The sequence below is a fragment of the Paraburkholderia hospita genome, from assembly GCF_002902965.1.
Classification (GTDB): domain Bacteria; phylum Pseudomonadota; class Gammaproteobacteria; order Burkholderiales; family Burkholderiaceae; genus Paraburkholderia; species Paraburkholderia hospita.
Genome location: NZ_CP026106.1, coordinates 2,737,397 through 2,756,632, shown reverse-complemented (window position 1 = coordinate 2,756,632; position 19,236 = coordinate 2,737,397). Strand labels below are relative to the sequence as shown.

General features: G+C 61.5%; 14 protein-coding genes. 12 read left to right on the top strand and 2 right to left on the bottom strand.

Features of this window, described 5'->3' with window-relative positions:
* The first annotated feature begins 8 nt into the window (after window positions 1–8).
* Entirely contained in the window at window positions 9–137 is a 129-nt protein-coding gene (locus C2L64_RS55895; RefSeq protein ID WP_007733400.1) for a hypothetical protein, read from the top strand.
* 38 nt (window positions 138–175) lie between these two features.
* A complete protein-coding gene (locus C2L64_RS30880) occupies window positions 176–907 on the top strand; it encodes a gamma-glutamylcyclotransferase (RefSeq protein ID WP_007581362.1) in 732 nt (243 codons plus the stop codon).
* A 458-nt stretch (window positions 908–1,365) separates the two neighbouring features.
* Here the strand turns inward: C2L64_RS30880 and C2L64_RS30870 are convergent, their stop codons facing one another.
* The gene (locus C2L64_RS30870; protein WP_007581360.1) at window positions 1,366–1,590 is read right to left on the bottom strand and encodes a hypothetical protein; all 225 of its coding nucleotides are present in this window, start codon (window positions 1,588–1,590) and stop codon (window positions 1,366–1,368) included.
* A 652-nt stretch (window positions 1,591–2,242) separates the two neighbouring features.
* Here C2L64_RS30870 and C2L64_RS30865 point away from each other — a divergent pair.
* The gene (locus C2L64_RS30865; protein ID WP_007581359.1) at window positions 2,243–4,354 is read left to right on the top strand and encodes a serine/threonine protein kinase; all 2,112 of its coding nucleotides are present in this window, start codon (window positions 2,243–2,245) and stop codon (window positions 4,352–4,354) included.
* A 27-nt stretch (window positions 4,355–4,381) separates the two neighbouring features.
* Here C2L64_RS30865 and C2L64_RS30860 read toward each other — a convergent pair whose 3' ends face one another.
* Entirely contained in the window at window positions 4,382–6,292 is a 1,911-nt protein-coding gene (locus tag C2L64_RS30860) for an SUMF1/EgtB/PvdO family nonheme iron enzyme (protein ID WP_238554596.1), read from the bottom strand.
* A gap of 249 nt (window positions 6,293–6,541) precedes the next feature.
* On the opposite strand from C2L64_RS30860, the gene C2L64_RS30855 reads away from it, so the two are divergent.
* The 9 genes from C2L64_RS30855 to C2L64_RS30815 all read left to right on the top strand — a co-directional run bounded on the left by C2L64_RS30855 (window position 6,542) and on the right by C2L64_RS30815 (window position 19,227).
* Entirely contained in the window at window positions 6,542–6,967 is a 426-nt protein-coding gene (locus C2L64_RS30855; RefSeq protein ID WP_007581356.1) for a DUF4399 domain-containing protein, read from the top strand.
* A 68-nt stretch (window positions 6,968–7,035) separates the two neighbouring features.
* A complete protein-coding gene (locus C2L64_RS30850) occupies window positions 7,036–7,473 on the top strand; it encodes a DUF4399 domain-containing protein (protein WP_007581354.1) in 438 nt (145 codons plus the stop codon).
* A 293-nt stretch (window positions 7,474–7,766) separates the two neighbouring features.
* On the top strand, window positions 7,767–8,030 hold the full coding sequence (locus tag C2L64_RS30845) for a hypothetical protein (protein WP_007581352.1): 264 nt from the start codon (window positions 7,767–7,769) through the stop codon (window positions 8,028–8,030).
* A 263-nt stretch (window positions 8,031–8,293) separates the two neighbouring features.
* Window positions 8,294–9,724: an efflux transporter outer membrane subunit gene (locus C2L64_RS30840; protein WP_007581350.1), complete on the top strand. Its 1,431-nt coding sequence runs from the start codon at window positions 8,294–8,296 to the stop codon at window positions 9,722–9,724.
* Between the two features lie 263 nt (window positions 9,725–9,987).
* On the top strand, window positions 9,988–12,591 hold the full coding sequence (locus C2L64_RS30835; protein ID WP_007581349.1) for an FHA domain-containing protein: 2,604 nt from the start codon (window positions 9,988–9,990) through the stop codon (window positions 12,589–12,591).
* Window positions 12,569–13,942 (top strand): HlyD family efflux transporter periplasmic adaptor subunit, encoded by a 1,374-nt coding sequence (locus C2L64_RS30830; protein ID WP_007581347.1) that lies wholly within the window; start codon window positions 12,569–12,571, stop codon window positions 13,940–13,942. Before C2L64_RS30835 ends, C2L64_RS30830 begins: the two co-directional genes overlap by 23 nt.
* 92 nt (window positions 13,943–14,034) lie before the next feature.
* A complete protein-coding gene (locus tag C2L64_RS30825) occupies window positions 14,035–14,787 on the top strand; it encodes a peptidylprolyl isomerase (RefSeq protein ID WP_007581345.1) in 753 nt (250 codons plus the stop codon).
* A 34-nt stretch (window positions 14,788–14,821) separates the two neighbouring features.
* Window positions 14,822–17,878, top strand: a complete 3,057-nt coding sequence (locus C2L64_RS30820; RefSeq protein ID WP_007581343.1) for a peptidase domain-containing ABC transporter — start codon at window positions 14,822–14,824, stop codon at window positions 17,876–17,878.
* Window positions 17,875–19,227 (top strand): sigma-54 interaction domain-containing protein, encoded by a 1,353-nt coding sequence (locus C2L64_RS30815; protein ID WP_035539644.1) that lies wholly within the window; start codon window positions 17,875–17,877, stop codon window positions 19,225–19,227. Before C2L64_RS30820 ends, C2L64_RS30815 begins: the two co-directional genes overlap by 4 nt.
* Window positions 19,228–19,236 lie beyond the last annotated feature (9 nt).

Here is a 19,236-nt window from a genome sequence, read left to right as displayed (position 1 = left end):
TGAGTGCCATGGCTTGGGACGACGAAAATCCGAAGCGCGAAATTCCGGAGCGGTACAAAGCCGGGCTGCCGGGACTATCGAGAGAATCCGGTCAGTCCGTTGCAAGCCTGTACCTGATCGCCCGCTGGTGGGTTTAACGATACCCGGTCTCGGATGTTTCCCGAGGGAGTAACAGATGGACCAGACTTCCACTACACGTCGCCAGCGTTCAGTCCCTCTGCGTCTGACCACCGAGCTGGTGGCACTGGTTGCGCGCAAGATGGAAGACAGCGGACCGGCCCCCGGCGTCGTCGTCCACACCGATGAAGATTACGAGGCGTCACTGCAGGCGGTACTCCATGCGGGTGCCTGGCAAGGAGAGGACATCTGGCTGTTCGCTTATGGTTCGTTGCTGTGGAATCGGCCCTTCGAAGTTGAAGAGCAAGTTGCAGCGGTATTACACGGCTGGCACCGTGCGTTCTGCATTCGGCTAACGCGCTTTCGCGGCACTCCCGACCAACCGGGATTGATGATGTCGCTCGTTCCAGGTGGCAGTTGCCGTGGCGCTCTATATCGGGTTGCTGGGCACCGGGTCCTCGCGGATCTGCGCAAGCTGTGGCGACGGGAAATGACCGTCAAGCCGCCGACCAGTCCGCCACGATGGATTACCGCGAAAGCGGGGCAAGCCGCCGTGCGCGCCATTGCTTTTACCGCCGATCGTAAGGGGCGCAACTTTGTGGCCGGGTTGACCGACGAGGAGATCGCATCTGTGCTGTACAAGGCGGTCGGCCACTGGGGGTCGGGGGCGGAATACCTCATGCAGACGGTTGACCACCTTGAATGTCTTGGCATCCGGGACGCCAACCTATGGCGCTTGCAGCGGCTCGTTGCGCAGCGACTGTTTGAGCTGAAAGCCGCTGGCAGGTAGCAGATTGACCGATTGAACAACTGCCTGGTATGCAAGGCAGCCGCCTCGCACAGAGGGCCGATCAGCAGGTAGCGTTGCCCCGCGCCCTGCGGCACCTCTGGGGGCCTGTGCGGCTTGTCGCGCTCGCCAGGCATGTTTGGGAATCAGGGACCAACGCAGACGTGTTCCTGGATTCGCCTCATACCGATCTGGATGGATATGGTTCCCTCGAGGCTGCGACGTCGCACCGTACATTGCTGGAAAGCACCGTCCCGCAAGGGAATAACCAGTGACGTTGGCGCGTATACGACCGGTTGACCATCAGCCATACCGTCAAGCACGGAAAGTTGGCGGAATAAAACAGACGGCCAGAGGGCAACAGGCAAACAGACGAGCGCGCGCAAACGCGTACCGCAAGCCATCGGGCAAGCGGCACGTCAAGAGAAAGAAGCGACTGGCGAATGCCTTAAAGGCAAGCGCTATTTGCGCAAAAGGCTCTGCGGGGGTATGCGTTCGTCGACAGGTTGGCGCGCAGCCGTCGGGAATCCCACGGGATAGTCGACGACGCGCGTCGCCGCCGGCAAGGCCTGCGCGGTGACGCCGAAGAAGCGTCCGCCCGTTCGCGTGCCGCCGACGATGGCGGTCATCGCTGCGCGATCGAGTTCGACGCTTTCGGGAAGATCTTTGATGAGTAGCTTGGGCATGGTTGTTCCAGAAGAAATGTCGCGTGGCGCCGTCGCGATGGGTGTGTGCTTCGGTCGATGACGGCAACGCGTATGTCTCGAACAACCAGTATAGGTAATTCAGGCTCGATGCGGTGTGCGCTGGCGAGCATTGCGGACGCTTTGCGGAGGAGGCCCCCGATCCCCCACGACAGCCTGCCCCTACACCACAGCCGTCGTCCCGGCCCAGAGCTTCGGGCTGACGTTGATGTTCGGCAGCTTGACGCCAGGCCCGACGATGCGTCGAGACGCTGAACAACAGCGTGGTCGGCAGATTCGAAACGAACGCGTTGTCGTTGCTCGCGGTGCTGATGTTCAGGCTTGATTTACAAGCTGCTGGGCATCGACCGTCTTGCTGTTGTCGAAGTCGAGCTTGATCATGTAGGCGCAGCGGTAAAAAACGCCGAGGCCTTCATGTACAGGGCTTCGCGCCAAAATGGGGTGAACGGCGGGGCTGAACGGCGAGACGCTGTTGGGCCGGACAAAGCGGCCAGGAGCCACACGACGCCCGTCGTGTCGCGGGCCAATCCTGGTTTGCGAAAGGGATACGTGCGGGCTACTATCGAACGAGCACATGTAATTGGTTACGACAGGGAAATCCTCAGACCATCGGGAGCTGCATCGCTTTGAACACATGGCTAGCCTTGCGCACGTGATTCGGGACTTTCAGAGCGGCGCGCTTACGCAGGACGCGTTCGTCGCTCAACTCGACAGCACGCTCACAACGGAAGGCGTCGGGTCGGCACGTCTGCTCGAAATACTCGGCGAAGCGCACATCAGGAAGCCGCTGCCTCCTGCCCTCTACGCGGAAGTGCGCCGCCGCATCGAACAGATGCCCGTTTCGAACCTTGCCGCGGCGGGCGGCGAGGAAACGCGCATGCAAACGGTGGCCGAGCCGCCACCCCCGCCGCCGCCCGCGCGTAGCAGCGACGCAGGTGCATCCGGACTCGATCAGGTGAAGGGTACGGGCGACACGTTGAACAACCGCTTCGTGCTCGAAGAGTGTCTTGGAGTAGGCGGTATGGGCACCGTCTACAAGGCGCTCGATATGCGCAAGCTCGAAGCGTCGGACCGCAAGCCGTATCTCGCGATCAAGGTACTGAACACGCAGTTCCGCGGCAACCCGAAGTCGCTGATCGCGTTGCAGCGCGAAGCGCGCAAGGCGCAGGTACTCGCGCACCGCAATATCGTCACCGTCTACGATTTCGACCGCGATGGCGCCATCGTCTATCTGACGATGGAATACCTGTCCGGGAAGGCGCTCAGCCAGATTCTGCGTACGCAGGATTTCAAGGGCATGCCGGTGCAGTCGGCGTTGCCGATCGTGCGCGGCATGTCGAGTGCGTTGGCGTACGCGCATGAGCGCGGCTTCGTGCATTGCGACTTCAAGCCCGCCAACGTGTTTCTGACCGATACGGGTGAAGTCAAAGTGATCGACTTCGGCATCGCGCGCGTCTTTCAGCGCCCCGAAGAAGATAGCGACGCGACCGTGTTCGATCCCGGCAGCCTCGGCGCATTGACGCCTGCCTATGCAAGCCCGGAAATGCTCGAGCATCTCGAACCCGATCCGCGCGACGACATTTACGCACTAGGCTGCATCACCTACGAGCTTTTGACGGGCCGTCATCCGTTCGACCGTCAGTCGGCGACGCAGGCGCGCGCGTCGAACCGGCAACCGCAGCGGCCCGAGAACCTGAGCAACCGTCAATGGCGCGCGTTGCGTGCGACGCTCGCCTTCGACCGCAAGTCGCGCACGCCGACGGTATCGCGCTTCGTCGAAGAATTCGGCGCACTGGAACGCGCGTCGGCGTCGAAGTCGTCAGGGCGCAATGTCGATCGCACCGGCATGCTGATGAAGTCGGGGGTTGCGGGACTCGCGCTCGCTTGCGCTGCAGGCGGCGCGCTGTACTTCTACCGTGCTTCGCGGACTCTGGAGCAGGAGAATGCGGCGCTACAGGTGAGCCCGGCATCCGATGCGGCCAGCGCCGCCTCGCCCGTTCAGCCCATCACACCTGTTACCCCGTCGCCGCCTGCCGTTACATCCGCGCCGCGAGCGCCCGTCACGCCGGCCCCGCCGACGCTCGCCGCCGTCACCTCGGCGCTCGCCACATTGCCGTGCTCGGCGCTTGCCGCTTCGATTCAGGATCGCGCGGTACAGGTGCGCGGATTCGTGCCGCAACACGGCGAGGCGCAGGTCAACGAGCGTCTTGCAACATTGCCCGGCGTGGCGTCGACGAAGGTCGATGTGCAGCACGTGAGCAGCGACAAATGCGAGGTGCTGAAGGAACTTGGCTCGTACTGGACGCGCAACTGGCAGGCGGGGCATATCGCGTCGCTGACCGCGCGCATGCCGAATGGCGTGCTGACGGAAGGCGATCCTCTCGTCGTCGACGTGCGGACGCCCGGCTACGACTCGTATGTGAACATCGACTACTACGTGCTCGACGGCAGCGTCGTGCACATGGTGCCGGGGCCCCGCGCGAAAGATAACCAGGCGCCCGCGCATTACTCGGCGACCATCGGCAGCGGCGGCGACTGGGTCGTCTCGAAGCCGTTCGGTCAGGAACTGGTCGTTCTGCTGATTACGCCCGCGCCGCTCTTCGATACGCCACGGCCCGAAAGCGAGTCGCGCGCGGACTATCTGCGCGCGCTCGATACGCGGCTCAAACAGCTTGCCTCCAAATATGGGCAAGACCGTATCGTCGCGGACTTCGCGCAGATCACGAGCAAGGCGCGCGCGCATTGAGGGGCGTGCGCTCTGCTGCATGTCAGGTCACTTGAGTTCTTTCACCACGCGAAAGCCGTCTTGCGACTGGCGCACGCTTTGGCTGTACTTGAAGCGCGTCGAGCTCAGCATGTAGTCGTTGCCTTCCCGCCATGAGCCGCCGCGAATCACGCGCATGTTGCAGGCGGGCGCATCCCACGCGCGGCCGTCGTTCGGCGCGCCCTGGTACGAGTTATGCCAGCAGTCGCTGACCCATTCCCAGACGCCGCCGTTCATGTCGTACAAGCCGTTCGGGTTCGCCGCGAACGTGCCGACGGGCTCGGGCGCTTCCTTGTGATACGGATCGCCGCAGTCCTTGCAGTTCGCCATGCCTTTGCGCATCTGGTCGCCCCACCAGTATTTCGTCGTGGTGCCCGCGCGGTCCGCGTATTCCCATTCGGCTTCCGTAGGCAGTCGATACGCTTTGCCCGTGACCTTGCTCAGCCACTTCACGTACGCCTGCGCATCGTCCCAACTGAGGTCGCGTGCGGGTGCGTTCTTCACGGAATTGTTTTCGGGCGACAGTTTCGGGCATCCGTTGACGTCCGCGCATGCGTTCCATTGCTCGACCGTCACCTCGTATCTACCGATCGCAAACGGCGCCGAAATGGTCACGTGATGCGGCGGCTTTTCGGACGGGTCGGCATTGCTGCCCATCGTGAACGAGCCTGCAGGCAGTGAAACCATCACAGGGCAGGCCGCGCAGTCCTTGCTCTCGCCGCCTGTCGCGGCACGTGCTGGTGCGGGCGTGGGGGCAGGTGCGGGTGCAGGTGTGGCGGCCGCTTTCGGCGCGGGTGCGGGTGTGGGCGCAGGTTGTGGCGCAGGCGCGGCAGCGGCAGCGGGACGCGACGGCGCTGCTGGCGGCGCTGCGTGCGTGGCGGCGGGCGGAGCCGTCTGCCCGGAAGCCTTGAGCCTGTCGATCCGAGCCTTCGCGAGCGTCGCAAAGCGGCCATTCGGATACGCCTTCAGGTATGCCTCGTAATCGCTCGGGTAATTGCTGTCCTTGATCGACTCCCAGAACGTCAGCTCGTATTGCTCGTTGCTATCCTTCGGCAAAATGCCGCGGCTATTCAATGCGACGACTGCGTTCGGCTCATCATCCATTTGTTCCGATGCATGACGCGAAGCGAAAAGCCGCACCGGCTCCGTCAACGACGACAAGCGCCACGGCCTTTGCGCGCCATGCGTTTCTTCTGCGACTTGTCGCGCCACATGAGCGAACATCGAATCGACGAACGCATCGGGCGCACGGTGCATTTCGCGCAGCCACGCGCCCGTAAAAATGCCATGACGGGTGCCGTCGGCGGCTTGCGCGCCTTGCGTCGTCGCGTAGGCAATCAATGTTTGCGGGGGCAACGGCATCGCGAGGCGGGCCGCCTCGAACGGTTGCGTCAGGCATGCGTCCAGCACGACGAGATTGAGCGCGTTCTTGCGCGGCGCCGCGAGCGTGTCGAGCACGTTCGACAGATCGATGCTCGCTGTCATCAACGTGGCAGGCGCACGCGGATCGGCACCAGCGGAAGCGAGCAGCGTGGTGCGTCCCGCCTGCAAGCCGTGCCCTGCGAAATAGAACAGCGCCGTGCCGCCAGGCTGCAGGCGTCGGCCGAATTCCGCAAGCGCATCGCGCATCTGTGGCGACGTCGCATCGGTGCGCAGGACGACATCGAAGCCTTGCGCGCGCAACAACCCGGCGACGCTTTGCGCGTCGCGCGCGGCATTCGGCAGCGAGCCGGCCGGATAGCTGGCGTTGCCGATCACGAGCGCGACCTTACGGTTGGCCGCATCGACGGGAAGCGCAAAGAGACTATTCGCGGCGGCTTGAGAAGTGGCATTGCTCGCGCCGCGCGGCATCGGTTGAGCGTCGGCTTCTCGCATCTGGAGTGCCCCGATCATGCATACCAGCAGGAGTTTTCGCCACATTTTCAGATCCTGGTTGTTCTGGAGGTTCTGATAGAACCTCGTCATCGGACGAACCGGCTCGAGCAGGACAGTCGCCGCCCGCCATGCCGTCCGATACCCACGTAACGTATTTACCTGGACCACCCTTACAAACGATAGCACGCAGTTAGAACGTCAGAACGTTAACGAGCGTGGCGTTTCTTTTTAACAAGTTACGTCCTAAGCTAAAACGGAAGCAAGCAGCACTGACCCTCCCTGGGAGAATGCGCAATGCAAAGAAGAATAAGGCTCGCGGCTATCGGCGCGCTCTTTCTGGCTTCCGCGCAGGTGTTCGCTGGAACGACGCCTGCGCCGCCTGGCGCCGAGGTCTACATCATCTGGCCGGCGGATGGCACCGTGATCACAGGCGGCAAGCTCTGGGTGCGAATGGGCTTGCGCAACATGGGCGTCTGCCCTAAAGGCGTCAATGTTCCGAACACAGGGCATCACCATCTGCTGATCGACACGGACCTGCCGTCGATGGATCAGGAAATTCCCTCTGACCGGAATCACCTGCATTTTGGCGCAGGGGAAACGGATGCGCGCATCGAGCTGCCGCCCGGCAAGCACACGCTGCAACTGCTGCTCGGCGACTACAACCATGTGCCGCACAATCCGCCCGTCTATTCGAAGAAGATCACCATCATCGTGAAGTGAGCACGCGCGAGCGTTGCGCCGGCGCAAGGGCGCACCAGACGCACGACGCAAGACGGAGAGCATCAGCCATGATCAGGATCGTTGTTGCCGCTGCGGCACTTGCCGCCCTCACCGCCCTCACTTCGATGAACGTGGCATTCGCGGGGCCGACGCCTGCGCCCAAGGATGCCTATGCGTACATCGGTTATCCGAACGACGGGCAGGTCGTGCCCGCCAACAAGCCGTTTCGCGTGTGGTTCGGCTTGCGCTACATGGGCGTCGCGCCCAAGGGCGTGAAGTATCCGAACACGGGCCATCATCATCTGCTGATCGACACCGACTTGCCGCCGGCGGATCAGGAGATTCCTTCCGACCGCCAGCATCTGCATTTCGGCGCGGGCGAAACGGAAACCATGGTCACCTTGCCGCCCGGCAAGCACACGCTTCAACTGCTGATGGGCGACGAGAACCATATTCCGCACAATCCCCCCGTCTATTCGAAGAAGATCACGGTGATCGCGAAGTGAACGAACGTGTGTGCTCAACGTTCTTCTTCAGTGCTGTCTTTTTTGAACCAACAGTTTTGAGTCGGATGTTGGCCGCGTAGCGGCACCAGAGAGCGGGATCGACGCGCATCGAATTCGTATGCGCAAATAGTCTCTGACACGCCACCCAATGGCAGCAAGGTTTTGCAGGTTTTTCGCGGCGCGGGCAGTGCAATTGGCACAGCCTATGCGTTGTTAGGCCCGAGCAGACAAGATGCTTGAACCTGAACCGAAACACCCTGGCGAAGCCTCGCTTCCCTCTTAGGAGAACTGTCATGAGCGCACTGATGATCAAAGACCTGCCCGTTGCCGAAGAACTTGACGGCAAGGCCATGAAGGCCCTCCGCGGCGGCTTCGCTGCCTATCCGCAGTTCCCGGACATCAATTTCGACTTCAGCAAGCACATCGGCGATGTGCAGCAAATGATCCAGCAGCAAATGAACGTCAGCAACGTGAGCGGCGGCAACGCGTTCGCGTCGGGCCTGACCACGACGATCACGCCGACGATGCTGGCCAACAACAGCGTCACCGTGCGCTAAGCACACGGCGATGCCCGCGGAGGTCTGGACCGGCCTCCGCGGGTTCCGGGAAAATCCCGAAGCTGGCCGCGAAGTTTGCTTCACCACGCATCGTCAAAAAGATTCAGAAGCCAATCGTCCTGTCCACACGACCGCCGCGTCACCGCACGCACTCCACGCCGAACGAAATCCGCCGACATCGATAGAGATGCCGCGCTGGACGTGCTTTACTTGAAAGGCGCGCTCTGCACGTGCAGTACACCCGGAAATGATCGGAGAATATCGTGTCTGCGTTGCCTGATTCATTCGTCGCCGTCGCTCGCGTCATCTCTGCCGCTGCTGTTTGCACAGCCATGCTGGCCGGTTGCGTCGATGTTCACATGGCCGACTACAAGCGCCCCGATACGCCTGCCAAGGCGTCGTGGTCCGACAAGACGGGCACGCTCGTTTCACCCGCCGACACCATCGTGCCCGACTGGTGGAAAGGCTTCCAGGACCCGTATCTGAACACGTTGATCGCGAAAGCGATCGAAGGCAACTTCGACATCAAGGTGCTCGCCGCACGCATCGACGTAGCGGGCGCGCAGATCGGCGAAGCGAAGGCGCCTGCATTGCCGACGGCCGATCTCGGCGCAGGCGCGAATTTCCAGAAAACCACGGGGCAGCCGTTCACGAAGCAGTACAACGTAGGCGCCCAGGTGAACTGGGACATCGACATCTGGGGCAAGGTCGAAAAGGGCGTGCAGGCGCAAAAGGCCGAGTTCCACGCGACGGAAGCCGATTGGCGCGCGGGTTATCTGGAACTCGTGTCGAATGTGGCGAGTACGTATTTCCAGATTCTCCAGTTCGACGACCAGATCGACGCGCAACAGAAAATGGTCGACGAGAACAAGAAGATTCTCGCGATCTACGAAGGCATGAGCCGCAATGGCCTGGTGCCAAAGACGCAGGTGATGCGTCAACAGGCGGAGGTCAATCGTCTAACGAAGGATCTGCTTGATCTGCGCCGTTCACGGAAGATTGCGAACAACGCGCTGTGCACGCTGATCGGCGTGCCGGCCGGTGAATTCACCGTGCCCGTCGGCCATCTGCAGCAGCGCGTTCAGTTGCCGCCCGTGCCGGGCGGGCTGCCGGCGCAACTGCTGTCGCGCCGGCCCGATGTCGTCGCATCGGAATTTCGCGTGCTCGAAGCGTATAACCTGGTGGGCGAAGCCAAGCTGGCGCAATTGCCGACCATCAGTCTGACGGGCCATGGCGGCACCGCGAGCTTTGCACTGTCCGATCTTTTGAAGTCGTTCACGTTCGGCTTCATGCCGAGCATCAATATTCCGCTACTCGATCCTGGCGTGCGTGCCCACGTCAAGACCACCGAGGCGCAAACCACCGTCGCCGAGCAGCAGTACCGGCAAACCGTGATGGGCGCATTCGAGGAAGTGGAAAACGCACTCGTCAATCTGGACTCGCACAGGCAGCAGCGCGTCGAATTGCAACAGGAAGTGGAGCGTCTAAGCGTCGTCAACGTGCAGATGCAGTCGCAATTGCGCGAAGGCGTGGTGTCGCAACTGGACGTGTTCGAAACGGACCGTACGCTGCTGCAGGCGCAACTCGAGCTGCTGTCGAATCACCAGCAAATACTGTCCGACACGGTACTGCTTTACAAGGCGCTCGGCGGCGGTTGGCAGGCTGTCGACGTGCAGACACAAGTGAAGCAATGAGGTCAAGCAATGAAGCGGTAGTGCTGCGTGTGCGACGCGGGCGAATAGAGGAAAAGCTGGCACGGTTCTTAAAACGACGTCTGTGAAAACCGTTGCCTGAATATAGACCGCATTAGCCGTACCCATAATTGACTAACACCATGCGTGACTTAAAATTCCTGATTAGCCGCTCATATGGTCAGCATGACGGCTGCGTCGAATATGCCTTGATCGCCGCGTCTGTCGAACGCTCCGTTCGTGTCCACGCTTAGTGATGCAAATAGATGAATCCCGGCGAAGCTCCGATTGCTGAGATGCGGGCGGCTCTGGACAAGGAGTTCGACGTCCTGTTGCTGCCCGTCTCGCATCCTTCTCTCGGCCCCATTCGCATCGTCGACGATCTGTTTGCGATCGGCCGCAGCGAGGCGCCGTTTGCCGACTATCCGCGCGATCGGGTCATCAGACTTTCGCGGCGTCATGCGCGCATCTTTAGCGAGCATGGTGCGGTGTATGTGGCGGATCTCGACAGCAAGAACGGCACGACCGTCAACGGCGTTGCCGTGCGGATGACGCCGTCGCGTGTGCGGGCCGGCGATGAGCTGTGCTTCGGCGGTGATCTGACGTATCGCGTTGCGATCGAGCCGCGTCCATTCAGTTCGGCATCCGCGCGCGGCGTGCAGCATCTGACTGTCACGCTGAAGCCGGAACGCGCGGATCTGGGTCTCGAACCCATCGACCTCATTGGGTTTCCGTTTCTCGTCAGCAAGACGGACGAACTGTTCTCGCGCTACAAGGACCGCTATCCGCATCAGGTCAATTACATCTCGCGGCGCCACGCTCATATCTTCATGAAGGGCGGCGAACCGTGGATCGAAGATCTCGGCAGCACGAACGGCACGTTCCTCAATCTCAAGCGTCTCGGCGAATCGGCTGTCGCATTGCAAAACGGCGATATCGTTGGATTCGGCGGCGATCATTTCGTCTATCAGGTAGCGCTGCAAAAGTCGTTCGAAATCGAGCCTACCGTGACCCAGATGGTGCCGCCCGCCGCCACGCTGGGCGTTCCCGCAGCGGCAGCAGCATCCGCAGCGGCTGCACCTGCAACTGCCGCGCCCGCGGCGGCTGCGCCCGTGGCGGCTGCGCCCGTGGCGGCGATGCCCGCGGAAGATCCCGACAAGACCACCTTTGTCGGCGCGGCGCATTCGTTTCTCGACATCTTCTGCGTCGATCGCGCATTGCAGCGCGAAGACGAGGTGAACGAAAACGCTCCGCCCTTGACGCCGGACGAAGGGACGGAAGTCCAAACACGCCGTCCGCGCCGCCGCTGGCAACTGTTGCTGCGCGAACTGACGCGCACCTTCGCGGCCGGCGATCGCACGACGATGCGGCGCGTCGGCTGGGGCGGACTGGTGGTGCTGGTTGTCGTTGCGGGACTGGCCGTCACGCTGTACATGCGCGGCGCGGCGGAGCGCGATATCAAGAGCCTGCTCGCGGCGGGAGAATACGAAGCGGCGGCGGAAGTTGGCACGTCGTCTTTGCAGCGTCACCCTGCGAGCGATCCGATCCGCGCGCTTGCGAGTGAGGCGCTGATGAAAGCGCGTGTGCCCGGCTGGCTGTCGGCGTTGCAGGTGAAACAGTTCGATCGTGCCGCAGCATTGATCGAAGGCATGCGCGCGACGAGCCAGAACAATCCCGATGCGCTCGCGCTGATCAATCAGTTGAAATGGGTTGGCGACCTGGAACGTTTTGTCGTCGGCCGGGGCGGCCCGGATGCGCCGATTCGCATCTATAGTGACGAAGGCCGTATCGACAATCTGCTCAAGCGTTGGGAAGACGATGCAAAAAGGCATCAGCGGATTCTGGACCGCATTGCGTCGTACGTGCCTGAATTCACCGAGCCGTATGCGCTCGCGATGAGCCATCTGCGCAAGCTGCAAAGCGACGACTCCGTGTACCTCGCGGCGATCGACCGGCTCAACGCGACCATCGCGACGGAGCTGGGACGCGACAAGCCGGATGCGCTGCCCGTTGTGCTCGACGATTACGCACAACGCTATCCGCGGCTCTCCGGGCTGGATAGCTTGCGCAGCGACTTGCGCCAGTACACGGACATCTACAACGAAATGACGGCGCGGCGCCTCGTTCCGCTGCTCGCATTGATGAAAAAGGCGAGCTTCAGGACGCCGCCGTTCAAGTCGCAGTACGCGCAATTGAGCGCGAGCCGTCTGCCTTCCGCGGAAGTCGTGGCGAAGCACGACGCGGCGAGCGCCGCATGGCAAAGCGGCGACAGCCAGCAGGCGCTGGCCGGTTTGCAGGCGATACCCGCTGGCCCGTGGTCCGATGTCATCGCAGCGGAGTTCGCGCACAAGAAGGCGTTGCTCGACCAGTTCGCCGATCTGCAGAAAAGCCGTGGTGCGGGAGATCGCGACGACAAACTGCTGTCGTTTTACGCCAGTCTCGATCCCGTCGAAGACGCGTACTTCGTGCGGGCCGTTCAGGGCGACGTCAATGCACTGCGCGACAAGGCGCTGGCGCGCGCGCAAGATCAGATCAATCGCGCACAGGGATTGTGGCAGCAGTATCGTGCGAATGGTTCGATCGGCGGCACGCAGCGTCTGGAATCCGGCATCTCGGGCGGCTTCCGCAGTCAGGCGCTTCTGCTGTCGGGCGCGAATACGGCGGCGCAACAGGGCATGCGTGTTTATACGCAACTGAAGGCGCCGCATCCGGCAGGCTCGGATCAGTTGCTCGAAGACATCGAAGCGGAAACGCAATTGCAGCGCCGCTCGTTGCAGGAGTTGCGGATGGTGCTCGAACCCGGCTTGCTGAAATCGAAGCTTGCGTTGATTGGAGGCAGTGACGAAAGTGAAGCGCGACAATCACCCTAAGCCGCTTTACAAAGCGCTCGAAGATCACAGCGCCGAAGGCGTTGCGATTCTCATGGCGGAACCCGTGCGGATCGCGCAGGCGCTCGTGCTGACCTTGGTCGCGCTCGTTGTCGCCGGCCTGATGTGGTCGTTCTTCGGACGCGCTGACGTGATCGTCACGGCGCAAGGCACGCTCGCGCCGGAATCGGACGTGCGGCGCATTTATGCGCCGATCGACGGCGAACTCACTGATCTCTATATCGCCGAAGGGCAACCCGTATCGAAGGGTGACGTGCTGGCGCGGCTCAATGCGCGCGGCGCGATCGAAGCGGCGACCAACGCGCTGCAGGCGCAGTTGAAGCTCGACGACGCCGAGCGCGAATGGAAAGAGTTTCCGCAGAAGAAGGAATTGATGGAGCGCAAGGCGACCGCGCTCAAGGATCAGCTCGAAGTGGAAGAGCGTCTGCACGAGAACCGCATTTCGGAAGGCACGAGCAAGCTTGCGGAAGGCCAGAAGGCGCAACTCGAAGAAGCGCGCAGCACGCTCGACAATGCGCGCCGCGCGCGCGACGCGGCGCGCCAGGAAGCGGACAAGTACGCACGCCTGTTCGCGCAGCCAGGCGGCGGCGGTGTCGCCGAGTTGCAGGTCGAAGCGAAGCGCAACACCGCTCTGGAGGCAGAAAATGCGTACCGTGTCGCGCAATCGCGGCTTGCCGAACTCGACTTCAAGCTGAGTCACGAATACGCGGAGGCCAGCGCGCAACTCGAAACGAGTGGCCAGCAGTCGACGAAGCTGCAGCTTGAATACGACGATCTGATCCGCGACATCACCAGCACCGAAGAGAAGCTGCGCCTGCAATTGCAGACGGCACGCCTCGTCGCCGACGCGGCTGCGCGCATCCGCTTCGAGAACATCGACAAGGACAACTTTCTGCTGATACTCGCGCCGACTTCGGGTGTGATTACCGACGTGACGTCGACGCAAACGGGCGACAAGATCCAGGCGAATGCGCCGCTCGGCGGCATCGCGCCGAAGGACGCGCGCCCCGTGCTGAAGATCGAGATTGCCGAGCGCGACCGCGCGTTCCTGCACGAAGGCATGACCGTCAAGATGAAATTCAATGCGTTCCCATATCAGCGTTATGGGCTGATCAACGGCACGCTCGCGTACATCTCGCCGGCAACCAAGCCATCGGCGCAGGACAAGCAGCCTGTCTACGAAGGCCGCGTCCAGCTCGACAGGAATTATTACCAGATCGCGGAAAACCGTTATCCGCTGCGGTACGGCATGACGGCGAGCGCCGAAATCGTCGTGCGCGAGCGGCGGCTGATCGATCTTGGGCTGGACCCGTTCAGGCAACTGGCCGGATAGCTTCAAAAGAACTCATTGCAACGCAAGCGTAGCCGAAAGTACAACCGCCAGCCCGCCCGTTCGTTCGGGCCGTCACTAGAGGAGCGGACGAGATGACCGCGATCGTACGAATCGATGATGAAGTCGTGGATGTCGGCGAATTCATACGTCTACTGAAACTCACGGGCCAGTTCGAAAGCCTGATCGAGCAGATGGTGCGCGACAAGCTGACCGTGCACGCCGCGAAGAAGCACGGCCTGACCGTGAGCGCCGACGAGATACAGGAGCGCGCCGACCAGTTCCGGCGGGTGCGCGGGCTGCATCGCGCGGCGGACATGAACCAGTATCTCGACACGCTGAAGGTCGGTCTCGACGAGTTCGAGACGTTCGTCACCGACAGCCTGTATCAGGAAAAGATGCTCGACAAGGTGGGGAGCGAAGCCGAGATCGAAGAGTACTTTTCGATGAATTCGCCGAAGTTCGATGCCATCGAGGTCAGCCACATTCTGCTCGACGACGAAGGCAAGGCGAAGGAAATGATCTCGTATCTGCACGACGATCCCGATGCGTTCGCGGAAATGGCGCGCGAGCATTCGATTGCCGATACGAAAGACTCGGGCGGCGTAATCGGAAAAGTACTGCGCGGGTCGCTGAAGCCCGATATCGAGGCGAAGATCTTCAACGCGGCAGTTGGCGATCTGCTCGGGCCGTTCGCTTCGCTGGACCGCTCGTGCTTCGAGATCTTTGCGGTGACGGCGAAATATCCGGCACAACTCGACGAGGACGTCGCGTCGGAAATCAAGCGGCTGCTGCGCGAACAGTGGCTGATGACGCGCGCGCAGGAACACATTATCGAAGCGCTCTGATTGACGCGCACTGCTGACGGGGACCCCAAGCATCATGGATGCACCGCAAACCACGCCTTCCATCGCCGACTTCCTGTCGACGGTCGAGATTCTGTCGCCGTTTACACGCGAAGAACTCGAACGTCTCGCGGAGCACGTGCAATCGCGCTTCTATTCGTTTGGCGAAACGGTGTGCAACGCGGGCGATCCCGCCGATGGCCTCTGTGTGATCAAGTCGGGCTCGGTGCGCATCTTCACCGAAGAGCACGGCAAAGAGATCAGCATGGGCGTGCGCAAAGCGGGCGAAGTATTCGCCGATATTGCGATGCTGCGCGCGTACTCGCATGAATCGTCGGTACGCTCTTCGGGGAAGACCGAGCTGCTGTTCATTCCGCGCGCCGCCATGGAGCCGATTATCGCCGGCAATCAGGCGGCGCTGGCGTTCGTCGCGAGTTATGTGGCGATCAACTCGGCGGGTGGTTTCGTTGCGCAGTTATTCGATTTGCGCGGCAAGCTGAACAAGCAGGAACTCGAAGAATACGTGCGCAGCGTCGGTGTCAAGAAAGTCAGCGCGGGCAAGGAGATTCTCAAGCAGGACGCGCGCGACGACCGCCGGCTGTATGTCGTGCGGCAAGGCGAAGTGCGCATCGTGCGCAACGAGGACGGCACCGACTACACGCTCGCGACGCTGCGCGAAGGCGAAATTTTCGGCGAGAAGGCCTGCCTGATGCGGCAGGAGCAGACGGCATCGGCGATTGCGACGACGGACACGCGGCTGCTCGTGATTCCCGAGCGCACGGTGCATTTCATTCTCGAGCGCAATCCCAAGCTGCGCGAAGTGCTCGACGAGCGCATCAAATACGCCGACCGCGAACTGGACCGGCAAAAACGCATCGAGCAGCGCCGCAAGCGGCCTCTGAGGCTCGACCTGCATTCGAAGCCCGAACTCGGCGAGCGCGTGATACGGCGCTTCGGGCTCGTCGAGCAGGCCGAGGAAATGGATTGCGGCGCCGCATGCCTCGCGATGATCTGTAAGCACTACGGCATTCCGATGACACTCGGCAAGCTGCGCGAACTCGCGAACGTCACGACGCAGGGCGCGACGCTGGACAGTCTGGCGCGCGCGGGTGAGTCACTCGGCTTCGCGGCGCGCGGCGTGCAGTGCACGTTCGATTCGCTGCGCGGCTTCGATTTACCGTTCATCGTGCACTGGGAAGGCTATCACTACATCATCGTGTACGGCGTGTCGAAAGATCGCGTATGGCTCGCCGATCCCGCGCTGGGGTTCCGCAAGCTGAGTCTCGAAGACTTCGAGCGCGGCTGGAGCGGGACCTGTCTGCTGTTTTCGCCGGGGCCGAATCTCGTGCAGCTGTCCGCGTCGCGCTCGCCGTGGCTGCGCTTCGTCGGCTATCTGACGCCGTATAAAAAGATTCTGATGAACCTGTTCCTCGCGACCTTCGTGATCCAGGTGCTGGGCGTGATACCGCCATTGATCATTCAGAACATCCTCGACGGCGTGATCGTGCATCAGAACGTCAGCCTGCTGCATCTGCTGATACTCGGTCTGATCATTTCGAACGTGTTCTCGCAGTTGATGTCGATGGTTCGCGCGTACCTGTCGAACTTCATGGTACGCAACATGGACTTCGCGATGATGTCGCAGTTCTTCAGGCACACGATGTCGCTGCCATTCTCGTTCTTTGCCAAGCGCAAGACGGGTGACATATTTGCGCGCTTTCAGGAGAACCAGACGATACGCGCCTTCCTCACCGAATCGACAGTGACGACGGCACTCAATCTGCTGATGGTGTTCATCTACTTCGCGATCATGTTCTTCTATAACGCGAAGATGACACTCGTGCTGATCGCCTTCGTCATTCCCATCATGGCGCTCACGCTGATCGCCACGCCGAAGATCAAGAACTACGCGCGCGACACGTTCGCGGCCGGGACGGATTCGAAATCGTTCCTGATGGAAGCGTTGTCCGGTGTCGAAACAGTGAAGGGGATGGGCATCGAGCGGCCCGTGCGCTTGCGCTGGGAAAAGAAATACGCGAAGGCACTCGAAGTGCAATACCGCGCACACGCTTTCAACATCTTGATTGGCTTTATCAGCCAGTTGCTGAATGCCGCGACCACGATTGCGATTCTGTGGGTCGGCGCGAATCTCGTGCTCGCCCGCGAAATGACGATCGGGCAGCTGATTGCGTTCAACGCTTTCATGGGCAGTGTGCTGACGCCGTTGATGGGACTCGTCGGCTTGTGGAGCATGCTCAACGACGCGGGCGTCGCGATGGAGCGTCTGGGCGATGTGCTCGATATCGAACCCGAGCAGAAGCCCCAAGACCTGCCGTCGCGCGTGATGCTGCCCGACCTGCAAGGCGAGATCAGCCTGAACGGCGTGTACTTCCGCTATAGCGATGACGACAGCGCCTATGTGCTGGAGAACATCAGCTTCGACATCAAGCCGGGCGAACTGGTGGCGATCGTCGGGCGCAGCGGTTCGGGCAAGACCACGCTCGCGAAGCTGCTGGTCGGTTTTTATGCACCGAGCGATGGCAAGATGACGGTCGACGGATACGACATAAGCGTGATCGACAAGGCATTCTTCCGTGCGCAGATCGGTTATGTCATGCAATCGAATCTGCTGTTTTCCGGCACGATTGCCGAGAACATTGCGAGCGGCGACGACACGCCGGATCGCCGACGCATCGAGGAAGTGGCCAAGATGGCCGACGCGCACGCGTTCATCGCCAAGCTGCCGCTCGGCTACGAACAGGTGGTCGGCGAGCGCGGCATTGGTTTGTCGGGCGGCCAGATTCAGCGGCTGTGCATTGCACGCGCGCTGTATCACGATCCGCGTCTTCTGGTGTTCGACGAGGCGACTTCCGCACTCGATACGCAATCGGAGAGCAATATCCTCGGCAATATGCAGGAAATCCTCAAGGGACGCACGGCCGTCATCATCGCGCACCGGCTTAGTACGATCATGCGCGCCGACAAGATTCTCGTGCTCTACGAAGGGGCGATCGTCGAGCAGGGGCGTCACGAGGAACTGGTCAACCGGAAGGGCATGTACTACCAGCTCGTCCAGAAACAATTGAGCGCCTGATGAAAATACTTGACCAGCAGCCTGACGAAGCCGGCTCCGCCATCTCTTACGCAGGGTTGATCGAGAAGATCGAGATCCTGCGCTCGACGCTGCGCTGGTCGTCGCGGCTCGAACGCGCGGATATCGAAAAGCTCCTGAAACAGGCGAGTTCGTTGCGCGACGAAGTGATGCAGATGTCACACAAGGAGCGCTTTGTGCAGGCGGCCGTGGTCGAGCCGATGCGCGGCGACCTGTCGCGCGGCGCGCGGCGCCAGGCGTTGCTCGCGCGCAGCTTCATTTTCGAAGGCACGTTCGGCGATAATCCAAAACTGCTGGAATCGCTCGAAATCGCGGAGAAAGCGGCGCCGACCGATCTGCCCGTTCTGATCGACGGCGAAAGCGGCACGGGCAAGGAGCTGATGGCGAAGGTCATCCATGCGAACGGCAGCCGCTCTGACAAGCCGTTCATCTCCGTGAACTGCGGTGCGATCCCGGAGAACCTGCTGGAGTCGGAACTGTTCGGCCACAGAAAAGGCGCATTCACGGGCGCGACGAACGACCGTAAAGGCAAATTCGAAAGCGCGCATACGGGGACGATCTTTCTCGACGAAATCGGCGAATTGCCTTTGACGGGGCAGGTAAAACTGCTGCGCGTGCTGGAGGCGCACGAAATACAGCGCGTGGGCTCGGACGAGCCGATCGGCGTCGATACGCGGATCGTCGCCGCGACCAATCGCAACCTGCGCAAGCTGAGCGAACAGGGCACGTTCCGCGAAGATCTCTTTTACCGGCTGAGCGTCATTCACGTGACTTTGCCGCCGCTGCGCGAAAGGCGCGATGAGATTCCGCTTCTGATTCAGTACTTCGGCGACGAGGCGGCGGGTGCGCTCAAGCGGCGCCCCGTGAGAATCACCCCTAAATTGCGGGACTTTCTGCTGACCTATGCGTATCCGGGCAATATCCGCGAACTGCGCAACGTGATGTACCGCATCTCGTGCCTGGCGGGCGACATCGCGGATGTCGATCATTTGCCGGTGGATATGCGGCCCACAGCGCCCGTTTCGGCGTCGATATTCGGCGTGGCGAACGAGGCCGCGAACGGCACGGCGAGCGTGACCAATCTGTTGTCGTTGAGCGATGCGAAGCGCGCTGCCAGCGACGAAGCCGAAAAGGCTTTCTTGCAACGCGGCTTGCAGGAAGTGGGTGGCACGGTCGCCGAACTGGCGCGCCGCGTCGACATGAACCGTTCACATCTTCAGATGCTGCTGAAGAAGCACGGACTGCATTCGAAGGACTTTCGCCGCGCGCATGCGCAGGCGAATGCGCGCAAGGACGACACGGAAGAGGATGACGAAGCCGAGATGCATTGAAGCAACGGC